7 protein-coding genes are annotated in these 12,303 nt (G+C 70.3%); 5 read left to right on the forward strand and 2 right to left on the reverse strand.

All coding sequences use genetic code 11. The features are described 5' to 3' along the window. Positions 1-2: 2 nt before the first annotated feature. Both C7Y72_RS04050 and C7Y72_RS04055 read left to right on the forward strand, forming a co-directional pair. A complete protein-coding gene (locus C7Y72_RS04050; protein WP_146175244.1) occupies positions 3-599 on the forward strand; it encodes a TetR/AcrR family transcriptional regulator in 597 nt (198 codons plus the stop codon). Positions 600-656: 57 nt separating this feature from the next. Next, on the forward strand, positions 657-3,170 hold the full coding sequence (locus C7Y72_RS04055) for an MMPL family transporter (RefSeq protein WP_146175245.1): 2,514 nt from the start codon (positions 657-659) through the stop codon (positions 3,168-3,170). 204 nt (positions 3,171-3,374) lie between these two features. On the opposite strand, the gene C7Y72_RS04060 is transcribed toward C7Y72_RS04055, so the two are convergent. Further along, entirely contained in the window at positions 3,375-4,313 is a 939-nt protein-coding gene (locus C7Y72_RS04060; RefSeq protein ID WP_158276627.1) for a GlxA family transcriptional regulator, read from the reverse strand. Positions 4,314-4,395: 82 nt separating this feature from the next. Between C7Y72_RS04060 and C7Y72_RS23090 the strand changes: the two genes are divergently transcribed. From C7Y72_RS23090 to C7Y72_RS04080, 3 genes are all read left to right on the forward strand, one after another. Continuing rightward, positions 4,396-4,701 carry a putative quinol monooxygenase gene (locus C7Y72_RS23090; RefSeq protein WP_158276628.1) on the forward strand — a complete coding sequence of 102 codons (306 nt, stop codon included), beginning with the start codon at positions 4,396-4,398 and terminating at the stop codon, positions 4,699-4,701. Between the two features lie 1,667 nt (positions 4,702-6,368). Next, a complete protein-coding gene (locus C7Y72_RS04075; RefSeq protein WP_107567324.1) occupies positions 6,369-8,009 on the forward strand; it encodes a hypothetical protein in 1,641 nt (546 codons plus the stop codon). 355 nt (positions 8,010-8,364) lie between these two features. Continuing rightward, the gene (locus C7Y72_RS04080) at positions 8,365-10,074 is read left to right on the forward strand and encodes a hypothetical protein (protein ID WP_107567325.1); all 1,710 of its coding nucleotides are present in this window, start codon (positions 8,365-8,367) and stop codon (positions 10,072-10,074) included. A 256-nt stretch (positions 10,075-10,330) separates the two neighbouring features. Here C7Y72_RS04080 and C7Y72_RS04090 read toward each other — a convergent pair whose 3' ends face one another. Continuing rightward, entirely contained in the window at positions 10,331-12,265 is a 1,935-nt protein-coding gene (locus tag C7Y72_RS04090; protein ID WP_158276629.1) for an AAA family ATPase, read from the reverse strand. Between the last annotated feature and the right edge of the window lie 38 nt (positions 12,266-12,303).

The raw sequence follows: 12,303 nt of genomic DNA on the forward strand, positions 1-12,303 counted from the left end.
CGGTGCCCGCCCCGCGCAATCCCGGCCGCACCCGCGTGCAGATCCTCGACGCCGCGCTCGGGGTGATCGCGGACCGGGGCCACGCGGGCACCACGATGCAGCGGGTCGCAGACACGGCCGGCGTCGACAAGGCGCTCCTGCACTACTACTTCACGAGCAAGGCCGGATTGCTTGCGGCGGCGATCGTCCACCTCGGCGACCGGCTGCTCGCGGACGTCGAGGCGGCGGTCGCGGGGCTCGACGATCCGGCGGAGGTCGTGGAGGTCGGGTTCGGGACCATGTGGGACCACGTGGTCGGCGACCCCCGGCTGCACGCCGCGTGGCTGAGCTTGTACGCCGCCGCCATCACCGATCCGGCGCTCGCCGAGCCGGTGAGGAAGGTGCGTGCTCGCTACCGCGAGATGGTGCGCGCGCGGCTCTCGGCGATGCTCGCCGCAGGGTGGCGCGCGTCGCTGCCGGACGCGGCGATGGTGACGCTCGTGCTCGCGTCGATCGACGGCTTCACGGTCGCCCTGCTCGAGGACGGCCGTACGCCCGCGCTGGACGAGGCGATCGCCGCGACCCAGGAGATGGTGCGCGCACTCTTCGGCCGCGCGTAGCTTGACACCCCGTCAGGTCTTCTTCACCATCTGGTGAATGAGGAGGGGCACGGTCCTGTGGGCGCGCTGAGCGGGCTGGCGCTTCGCCGGCCGCGACTCGTGCTCGTCGTGTGGCTCGTGCTGACCGCCGCGCTCGCCTACAACGGGACGCAGCTCGAGTCGCACATCGCCCCGACGTCCATCGAGGTCCCGGGGACGCGCGCACAGGCCGCGCAGGATCTGGCCGACGCGGAGATCGGCAGCCGCGGGCAGGCGCCGGTCCTGCTCCAAGGGCCGGCGCCGGCCGTCCGCGCGCAGACCGCGCGGCTGGCGGCGCGACTGCGAGCGGATCCGCGCAACACGGTGCTGTCCGCCTTCGACAAGGGGGCGCCGCCGCAGCTGCGGCCGGCCGGCGGGGCGGTGGTCCTCGTGGAGCGCCCGACCGACGAGACGTTCGGCCCGGAGGTCGCCGACGCGGTGCAGCCCGTCGTCGACGCGGTTGTGCGGCCGCCGGTGCGCGCATCGGTGACCGGCTTCTCGGCCATCGGAAGCGCGATCTCCGACGCGTCCGTCGAGCAGGCCCACGAGGCGGAGAAGCTCGCAGTCCCGATCCTGCTGCTCGTCCTGCTGCTCGTGTTCCGCTCGCCGCTCGGCGCGGCGATCCCCGCGGTCCTCGGCGGGGCGACGGTCGCGAGCGCGCTCGGCGTCGCCGACCTCGTCGCCCGCACCCGCGACATCACCGACGTCTGCACGCCCATCGCCTCGATGATGGGGCTCGCGCTCGGCGTCGACTACTCGCTGCTGATGGTCTCGCGGTTCCGCGAGGCGCGCCGCGACGGCGCCAGCGTGGACGCGGCGGCGGCGACGGCGGCCCAGACCGCCGGCCGGACGGTCGTCGTCGCGGGCGCGACGATCCTGGTGACGATGGGCGTGGCGATCCTGCTCGCCCCGGGCACGTTTCTGCAGTCGGCCGCGGTCGGCGCGGCCGCGGCGGCCGTCGTCGGCGTCCTCTCCGCGCTCACCGCCGTCCCGGCCGCCCTCGTCCTCGTCGGCGGGCACCTCGAGCGGCTGCGGTTCGGCCGGGCGCCGGCGGACGGCGGCGGCCTCTGGGGCGGGCTCGCCGCCGGGCTGCTCCGGCGACCGGTGCTCACCGCGCTGCCGGCGGTCGCCGTGCTCGGTGCGCTCGCCGTCCCAGGGGTCGGACTCGACGCCGGGCCGCCCGATGTCCGCGTCCTGCCGCCCGACGCACCCGTCCGCACCGACGCCGAGCGGGTCGTCCGCGCGCTGGGTCCCGGCTGGAGCGCGCCGCTCGAGGTGATCGCCGTCGACCGCCGCGCCACCCTCGACACCCCGGCCGGCCGGCGCGCGCTCGGCGTCCTCCGCGCCGGGCTCGTGGACGACCGCGACGTCGCGCTCGTCCTCGGCCCCCGGCCGGTCGGCCGCTCGACGCTGCTGACCGTCGTCCCCCGCTCGGGCCCGAACGATCCCGCCACCGCCGGCCTCTACGACCGCGTCCGCCGCGCCGCCGACCGGCTGCACGCGAGCACGGGGGCGGACGCCCGCGTCGGCGGCGTCGCCGCGCAGTTGACCGACTACCGGCGCGCGTTCAACGCGCGCCTGCCGTGGCTGGTCGCCGCGCTGAGTGCCGTCGCCTTCGCCGCGCTCGTCCTCGTTCTCCGGGCGCTGCTGCTGCCGCTGGTCGCGGTCCTGCTGAACGCGCTCGTCGTGGCGGGGTCCTTCGGCGTGCTGTCGCTGCTCTCCACCGGGTCCGACCCGCTCCTCGGCGGCGCCGGCTTCGCCGACGCCCTCTCGCTCCTCGCACTGCTGTCACTCATCTTCGGGCTCTCGCTCGACTACCAGATCTTCATCCTCACGCGGCTGCGCGAGAACTGGCTGCGGTCGGGCGACGTCGGCACCGCGATCCGCTCGGCCATCGTCCGGACCGGGCCCGTCATCATGGGCGCGGCGGCGATCATGTCCGGCGTCTTCCTCGCCTTCATGACGCCCGACCTGCAGACGATCCGCCAGACAGGCGCCGGCCTGGTCGCCACCGTCCTGCTCGCCGCGTCCGCCGTCTGCCTCATCGCGCTCCCCGCCGCCCTGCGCCTCGCCGGCCCGGCCGCCTTCTGGATCCCCGCGTGGCTCGACCGGCTGCTCCCGGTGGTCGACCTCGAGGGGGATGGGGCGGCCGCCGAACCGGCCGCCGGCGTGTCCGCGCCCCGCCCCACCGCCACGGGTGCGGCGGACGCCGCCGGCCGCTGGTCCGGCCAGCTGCTCGTCGGTCCCGAGCACGAGGGCCCGCCCGGCCGCGCCGACGGCACCGTCCTCCCCTCGGCCCTGCACCACATCTTCCTTGAGCTCGCCGCCGACCACGGCCACGGGCAGGCGATCGACGTCGAGACCCGCATCACCCACCGCGCCCCGCTGCGCATCGACCGCGACGTCCACATCGAGGCCTGGTGCTCCCGCCACGACGGGCCCTGGCGCACGCTCGAGGCGACCGTCCGCGACGGGCCCATCACGATCGCGCATGCGGAGACCACCGTCTACGTCCTGAACGGCGGCGCCGGGCGCTCGAGCCGCGACGCCTGATCGCGGAGCCGCCTCGCGCGCCCGCGCGGCAATCGACGGCGCGCCGCGGTGCCGGCGGCGACGCGCCTCGCGACGAGTCATGACGAGCTCCGCCGACGTACCTGCGACGGTCGCGACATCAGCCGAACGGCTGCTGCCCATCCGATGCGGTCGTCCCGTCACCGCGGCAGCGGGTCTTGCCGGTCGAGCGGCGGTCGCGGTTGGTCAGGTCGTGCTGGCGAGCAGTCGGCGGAGGGTCACCGCGTTGGCGTAGCCGACGCGGTGCGCGATCTGATCCATCGAGAGGTCGGTGGTGCGGCGGAGGTGCTTGGCGCGCTCGGCGCGCAGGCGTCGGACCAGCTGGTTGGGGGTCGCTCCGGTCCGTAGGCGAACGTGGCGCTCGAGCGTGCGCCTGGTGACGCCGAGCGCGTCGGCGAGGTCGGTCACGGAGAGGTCGTCCGAGATGCGGCGTCGGACCTCGTCCTCGAGCCGTGTGACGAGCGTGTCGGTGACGGCGAGGTGTGCGTGTACCGCTTCCATCGATCGCGCGGGTCGCTCATCGATGAGGAGGTGGTGGACGACGGTCTCCGCGAGCCGCGGGGAGGTTTCGGCGACGAGGCTGACGGCGAGGTCGATGTGCGCGAAGGCCGCGCCTGCGGTCAGGACGCTGCTGCTGCGTACGACCATCCGCGAGGTGTCCAGATCGACCTTCGGGTATCGACGTCGGAAGGTCTCGCTGAGCCACCAGCTCGTGGCCGCCGTCACGCCGTCGAGCCGGCCGGCCTCGGCGAGCAGGAACGTCCCGGTGCACGCGCCCGCCAGGCGCGGCAGTTCGGCCTCCGGGCTGTCGTGCAGGACGGCGCGGAGCCGGCGAATCTCCGGCAGGGCGAGCGCATCTTCCACGGCCGGCGCAGACAGCGCCCCGAGTGCGGGAACCACAAGGACGTCATAGTCGTCGAGGCCGTCGTCGAGCGCGCGGTCGGCCTCGACGATCAGCCCGCCGGCGGTTCTCACGGACGGGCGCAGGCCGACGACCGTCGTTTCGAGCGGCGGGATGTCGCGGTCCACCGAGGGCCGCAGCATCTCGGCGACTCGCAGGATGTCGAGCACGCTGGTGAACGCCGAGTCGAAGGTACCGGGGATCGCGACGACGCCGATGCGCATGGCGCAAACGATACGTACAGCGTCGCGTTGGGTGCAGGCGGGTGCGGCACCGTCGGTGCCCCACTACCGAAGGAGCACCCTCATGGCCCGTCCCGGACTCGTCATCCAGTTCAAGACCAAGCCCGACACCGCCGAGCAGTTCAGCGACATCCTCGTCGCTGCGCTGGAGCACGTCGAGGCGGAGGCCGGCACCCGTCCGTGGCTGACGTTGCGGGCCGAGCAGGACCCGACCGTCTTCTACCTCGTCGACCTCTTCGACGACGAGGACGCCCGCAACATCCACCTGAACGGCGCCGCCGCCGAGCTGATCCTCGGCACCGGAGGGGCGTTGCTCGCCGAGCAGCCGAGCCCGGTCCCGGTGACGCTCGTGATCGGCAAGGCCGTGTGACCGCGGGCGAGCGACGCATCGGCGACCGGGTCGCATGGTCCGTTCGGCAGTGTCCGACGTGGCGGTACGCCGGTCGGGAACCACCGATGGGCTCAGCCGCTCGCTCGTCGTCGGGGAGGTGCGCGTCGGTGCCGGCAGGTCAGCGGCACGCCCTCCGCGACTGAAGGTCTCGCCATTCCGAACCTCACCATCGACCCGTGGTCGCGACCACGTCGCGGAGGCGACCCCTACTCGTCGAACCCGACGAGGACGCCGCCGGCGCGAGCCTGATCGACGTCGCTGTCGTCGAACCGCACCGTCGGCGGGCCGGAGGCGTGGCGGTCAAGGTGCTTGCGCAGCTTCTCGGCCGCGGCGCTCGGCGGCCCAGGCGTTGCCGTCGTCGCAGCCGAAAATCGACGGCAAGGAGCTCCGTTTGCTCCTCGCGGCCGCTACTCGCGGCGCGCGCGTTCTCCCTGCAAGCGAGCCCCGAAACGACAGAAGCCCCGCGCGTGCAGGCTTCTCCGTGACGGGAGCGACGGGACTCGAACCCGCGACCGCCGGCGTGACAGGCCTGAGATCATTGGCCTGAGTCCCCCGATGTCTGTCTTCAATCGAGAATAGAACCGTACACCCCAGATGGGTGATCTGCGACCAGCTTATCGCGGCATTCAACGCGTTCGGCCTCCCAGTCGAGATCGTCAACCCTCGAACGCGCATTCCGTGGCTACGAAGAGTGGGACCGCGAGGTGGACGCGCTGACCGAACAACTCCAGTTGCGATCTGCCGCCCACGCGCGGGCGGCTGGTGGCAGCTTGGCGTCCGGCGCGTCAGGCTGGGGGCTTCCGCGGATCGTCGAGGCCGCTGAGAAGCAGTCCCGTCGCTTCGCGGACTAAGGTGCTGACGAGCTTCAGCTCCCTGAGCGCGTCCAGGCCTACGCGGCGCGCCGATGATCAGCGGCCAGGTAGAGCTTCGTCGCCGTGAAGAGGTCAACCGCACTGACCGGCGACGCCGGCGTGTTTCTCGTCGCCGCCGAGCTCGCCCAGAGAGGCTGGCCGGCGGCGCTCGCAACGACGAACACGCGACGCACCGATCTTCTTGCGCAGGTCGGCGCCGCCCAACTTCCGGTTGCCGTTCAGGTGAAGACCAAGAGCGAACGGAGCAACGATTTTCAGCTCGGGAGTGTGCGAGAACCCTCGACCCGCCGGCGAACGAATGGGTCGTGCTGGTTGCGCTCGACGGCGATCGCAAGCATGCCTTCTACGTGGTTCCACGCGACGTCGTGGTCGCGACTGTCAACGCGATTCACGTAGCGTTTGACGGCCCGGAGCGTGTGCTTCTTGGCCCGTAGGAGTACGTCGGCTACCTCGGTGCGAGGCACCTGATGGCGCGGCCGGCGCAGGAAGCCCCGTGGAGAATGAAGACCTGGGTGGCCAACAGGCTCGGCGAGATGCCCTGGCCCGCCGATCACCCGGGGTCGCCGTCGGCGATCGAGATCACGAATTAGCGCCGCGGCGGATTCGCGGCCTCGCCCGCAACGCAACGCCCGCGCTGAGCCGCCGGTTCCGCAGGCCAGAACCATCTGGCTCCTGCACGCCGCCTGCCGCCATCGACGCCGCTCAGCTAAGTGCGATGCGCTCGCCGCAGACGTGCCTTGGCGGCGGTATCGCGCCAGGTGATACTGCGCCATCATGAGCAACGCCTCGGGATGGTCGATCAGCGACTCGCTTTCTACCCGCGAGTGCACGGTGGTCAGCGAGATCCTCGGCTACGTCTCGGAGCCCCGAGAAGGCACCACTCCCGAGGGCGCGTTCTTTCGCGCGTACTACAGGCCGGTCGAGACGATGCTTGGCGAGCGCGGTTACACGATCGACGAGCTCGACGCTGCCGACCAGGAGATCGCCCGTCTGCTGCTCGCCACCCGTGCCCCGGCTGCCTTTGACTCTCTGGTCCTGGCACTCGACGGGGTGATCACCCGCCTCAAGGCCCTTGGTCAGACCTACGCCGACATCGTGGAGCACCTCAAGCCCAACGGCCAAGGGGCGGTCGCCGACCTCCTCGCCGCAAATGGGAGAGCGGAGGACGAGGAGCCCGACAGCGAGGACCACCGGGTCACCGAGCCCGAGGACGAGGAGCTCGAGCTGCGTGCCGAGGCCGTTGACGGTCTGCTGACCTTGGTCGAGCCTGGCGCCGACGCCAAGCCACCGAAAGGGGAGCACCTGGTGGCCGGGACCTACCGGCGAGCCCACTGGCTAGCGCACCCGTTGCGCTTCGGCGACCCGGAGCTGTTGATCTGCCTGCTGGGGCTCGACATGCACGCCACCGGGAGGACGTTGCCGGGATACGACCGCCGAGAGCGAGAGATGGGCCAGGAGCGCGCCGGACGCACTTGGGCGGTCTGGTACTCCGCAGAGCTGAGCGCGCACCTGTGCTATTTCAACAGACCCGCCCCCTGCCTCATGCTCGTCGGCCACGAACCGTGGGATGAGGGGGATGCCGAGGACGACAGCAAGTTCCGCGTCTGGCAACTGCAGAACGAGTGGCTGGCTGGTGGCGGCCTTCTCGCGACTTTCGGCGCCCTCGCATTCAAGCGGCTGCAAGACGACCTGGATCGCGCGCTCTCGCAGACGATGATCCTCGAGGCCGAGATCCTCGACGGCGTCGCAGCCGCCGAACCTCTGCGAGGCGCTGACTTCGTCGCCGGGATCGCTAACGCAAGCCGACTGGCCATCGGCGCGCTTGCCTTCGCACAAGCCGTCCCGAAGCTCGAGCGCGACCACACCAGGCGCGCTGCGCTGCTCGACACGCTCAGCGGCGTCGAGCTCACCGCGCGGCGCGTGCGCGGCGACGTCCGCGCAGTCCACGACACGCTCTCGCAGGCAGTCGCCGCCGAGCAACTGCAGACCGCGCAGACCCGAGCGACAAACGACGCGCGCTTCCAATCGACCGTGACCTTCCTCACCGCGACGCTGCTGACCCCGACCCTCGTCGGGACGGTCTACGGCGCGAACGTCGCCGAGTTCGACGATGGCAAGCCCGGCTTGCTGGACATGCTCGTCGTGATGTTCGCCACCGGTCTGCTGACCTACAGCACGCTACGCCTGCTGGACCTCAAGCCGTTCACCGGCGAAGCGCACGCCGGATGGCAACGTGCTGCGCTCAGCGTCCTCGGAGCGCTGACGGTGACCGCCACGGTGTCGCTCGCTGCGGGCCTTGTTTCCGGCTGGCCATACATCATCGCCGCCGCGGCGCTCGCCGCCGCGACCATGCACGCCGCCTGCTCCAATGTTTTCCCCCCGAGCCATCCGATCACAGCCGAGCGGCGTGACTAGACGATCCGCGACGCGCTAACGGCAGCAGCCACGCGACCGACAACGCTTAATGTTGGTCGCGGTTGACGGGGTAATGGCCCGGCACGTCCGCCACGCTGAATGAGTGCTGACCTGGACGGCGGGTCTCAACGTGACCTAGTCCATCGGCGATCTTATGGACTCCTCCATTCACGGTGTCTGAGGGCACCGAGACCGAGCCCGCAGAGCATCCGCCCACGCCTCAGGACGACGGCCGGCTACGCCGCCTCCCGCAGCCGATCGCCCCTACGGTCTGCGATGGGCCTCTAGACTTGGGCTGACGATGCGAGCCCGTGTCCGCCACGCCGTAGGCGCATACGGCGCACTGGTCGCAGGGATGACTGCCGGGCTCGCCGCGGCCCTCGCAGCTTGGCGTTATAGCGGCGAGATTCCTCGGGACTTCTACAACGCCGCCGTCCAGATAAACCCAGTCTTCCTTGTCGCGCTTGCGCTCGAGCAGAACCTCGCCGAGACGCTGGGGACCAAGGCGCAGTACGTCAACGCGAAAGTCGATGAAACGCAGACGCGAGTCGCCCGACGTCATCGCGACCTGCGGAGACGCCTTGACGACCAGGTCCCGAACTTGCTCGACCCGACTGAGAGTTGGTCGGCACCCGCCACTCCGGAGGTCGGGGGGCAGGTTGCTGACTACCTTGACGAGGTGGCCTCACGGATCGGGCACCCGCGCGAGAAGGTCATGGGCGAAGTCATGGTCGCCGCTCTGGAACAAGGAGGGCAGGCCGCCCGGGTCCACATTCGCGATGTCGGCGCCCTTCTCGCAGCCGTCTCCGCGATGCCGACGAAGCCTGTTCACGTGCCAAGTCTTGCCGAGGCTTCCGGTGTCCGGATGCTCGACCGCGCACGTGTCGTCACCGCGTACCTCGAGTCGCACCTAGATCAAGTCGCTGACCGCGCCGCCACCTCGGCCGCTGAAGAGGCCCGAGATCGCTACGACGAGGAACGACGTCGTCGTCGTCTCTCGCTGCTGGCAGTGATCAGTGTTCTCATCCTCGGCGAAGTCGCGGCCGTCATCGGGCTTCTGTCCCCACCAGGGTTCCGTAACGCGTGGCTGTTCCCGGCGACGATGGGGTTGCTGGCGGCAGCCTTCACCACAGTCACGGTGGGTGCTCTGCGGGAACTCGCCACGGCTACGCCGGAGCCCTCTGCAGCGGGTCCGTCCGACACTTTTGCCGTACTGCAAGCATGGGACGAAGCTGCCGACACCTTCCCGGTAGGTGGCACCGCCTGGCCGCAGCGGCGCGCCCTTCTCGGCAGGGCCGAGACAATGCCACAAGCCGCGCCGGAATACGAGGTGAGGGCTGGCGCTCAGATCATGCCAGTGGAGCTCAGGCGAGTTCAGGTCGGCCCGACGGCGCCGGAGGGCCGCGTGCACGTCAGCGGCGCTCTCGACGGGATCGTCGAGCAAGAGTCTCTCTACACGTTGGTCCACGGATCCTCCGTTTCTCCATTCTGGATCGGAATAACTCAGACCGTTGTGGTGCCATTTCCGTCGGGCCGCGGTGCTGGCTTGATGCAGTGGAACTTCGACATCGAACCGCTGTACCAGCACTGGCGATCGAGGATGAAGCGGGTAACCCAGGTCACCGCAGTCGATCAGTTCTGGGATTCGCCGCGCTTGGCGGCGCAGTTTCCAGCCTCCGCCCACGCCGTCTTCGTTCCAACGGTCGCGCGCCGGCCCGCGGCGGCGCGTGCCGAGGGGCGCCGAGCGATCGCTAGCGCCAACCTACTTCGAGTCACGTGTCGATCGCGCGAGGAAGCGCTCTTCCTGACCGGCATTATCAACAGCGGGCTTTCGTCTCCTCCCGACTCCCGGCTAGGCGAGAGTCTCCGAGTCGACGCCGATTGGGTTCGTGGCTTGCCTATGTTTGACCCCACAGACCCGGTCCACGCGGACTTGGTTGCCGCTAGTTTGGAATGCGAGTCGTTCGTCGCCGCTCGGATTGCCTCGGGGAGGATCTCATGGGACGTCCTCGCTGACGGTGAGCCATTCGCGAAGCTGCAAGCGGCCGCAGCGCGCGCACTTTGAGGACGCGCACCTATACCTCTCCGGGGTAGAGGTGCGCCATCGAGATTCGCTCCAAACAAAGCCGTTGGCAACGACGGTGATGGTGCTCGGCCAGTAGGTCTGCTCTTTGCGATCGTCAGACCTCAGGACAATTCGGGTCTAGCCATGACCGGTCGACGCCTCGATCGGCGTAGACCGCCAGGAGCTGTCGATGCCCGAGTAGCCGCATTCGCTGGAACGGGCGGACAGGGCCCAGGTCTCCACTTATGGCGCAAACCTACTGCGCCCCGACGAGGTCGATGCTGGCACGCCGAGACGTCGGTTCCGAGGAGCCCGCGGAGATCGCGATGGTTCCGCTCTGCGCGCGCGCATCCATCCGAACAGCGCCGCTTCGGGCGTGTTCGCGGGCGAGCGGCAGGAGCAGGTCGCGCTCGACGGTTGCCTCGAGGTGGCGTGCGCCGAGTTCCTCGCTGTGTCCTCGGCGCGCGAGCTCGTCGATCACCGAATCGCTGACGCGGACGTCGAGCCGTGGGTGGTGAGCTTGCCAGCGGGGGAGCAACACGTCGCGTACGATCCGGCGACTGTCCTGCAGGCCGAGGTCGCGGAAGGCGCAGGTGGCGTCCATCCGGCCCAGCAACTCAGGAGCGAAGGCGCTCTGGAGCGCGCGGGCCCGCCCGTCGGCCGACTGAGTCCCTGATGACGTGGCCGCGAAGCCGAGGGAACGGCTTGTCGATCGAGCGCGTACGTTGGTGGTGAGGACGATGACGGACTGGGTGAAGCTGATTGGCTCTCCGGTGCTGTCGGTTAGATGGCCCTCATCGAGGACCTGTAGCAGCAGCCGGTGGATCGCGGGGTGAGCTTTCTCGATCTCGTCGAAGAGCACCACGGCTTTGGGTTGGCGGCGTACGGCGGCCAGGAAGGGGCTGGGCTGTCCGTGTCCGACGATGCCGGGTGGTGGGGAGAGGATCTTCCAGACGTCGCGCTCGGTGCTGTACTCGCTCATGTCCAGCCGCACGAGCGCGCCGGGTCCGCCGCCGAGTTCGTCGGCCAGCGCGCGGGCCAGCTCGGTCTTCCCGACCCCGGTGGGGCCGGACAGGAGGAAGGCGCCTACCGGGCGGTTGGGTCTTAGGCGGAATCCCATTGCGCCGATCGTCAGACGGTCCACGACCTCGTCGATGACGTGACCCTGGCCGATGACGCGCGCCTGCAGGCGGCCGGCCATGCCCTCGAGGCGGCGGTGGCGTTCGGCGGCCGGGACGGGCTCCGGGCCGATTGCGGCAAGCTGCGCGAAGGTCTGGCGGACGAGCGCGACCCGGCGTGGGATCGACTCGGCGCGCCTGTCGGCTCGGACTGCGGCGAGGTCGGCGGCCTCGACGGCGAGGTCGGGCATGTCGGTGAGCCGGTCGTGGGTGGTGGCCAGGGCGATGAGCTCGTCGATAATGCGCGGGTTGGCGAACCGGGTGCGAGGTCCGAGCGCCTTGCTGATGTGGACGCGGACGAGGTCGTGGAGATGTTCGCGTGCGACGGGTCGCACCGCGACGCACCCCAGCCGTGCGGTAAGGCGCGGGTCGTGGTCCAGGCGCTCCACGGGGACGTCCTGAACGAGCACGGCCCGAAACCCGGGTTCCGCACAACGGGTGTTGAGTTCCTCGACGAGCGGATGGTCTCGGCCGTCTTTCCATTTGAGGCCGTGGACGACCAACGTGGACGCTGTGGCGATCGCCGCGTCGACGAGATGCGAGGCCTCCACGCGGCCCCGCTTCGTTTCGAAGCGCCCCAGGACCCGGTCGGGCCGCACGAGCAGGAGCGGTCGTTGTCCCGTTTCTCCGTCCACCTGGCCGGCGGCGATTCGTGCGGCGGCTCCGTGGATGACGGCCAGGCGTCCCGATCCGACGGGCCCGGCGATCAGGACGAGTTGCTGGGAGCGCAGCTGTAGGTGCTCGACCAGCCGGTCGATCTCTTGGTCGCGGCCGACGATCGACGAGAACTCGCCTGATCGCGCTTGCGCGATCAGGTCGATCGTCGCGTGCTGCAGGATCTTCTCGAACGTGGGAGCAAGCTTGCGACGCCGGGCCGACGGGGCCTCCCGGGCGCCTTCAGCAGAAGGGCGCTGATCGGCCGACCCAGCAGCGTCCTGAGCGCTCGCGCCGGCGGACGCGGGTATGCGGTGCTTGAGACGAGGCTGCACGGGTCCTTTCGGGTGGATGTCCATGCCCCTCTGCGCCGCAGCGGCTCGTCGTGTGACAGCTG

The sequence above is a fragment of the Paraconexibacter algicola genome (assembly GCF_003044185.1).
Classification (GTDB): domain Bacteria; phylum Actinomycetota; class Thermoleophilia; order Solirubrobacterales; family Solirubrobacteraceae; genus Paraconexibacter; species Paraconexibacter algicola.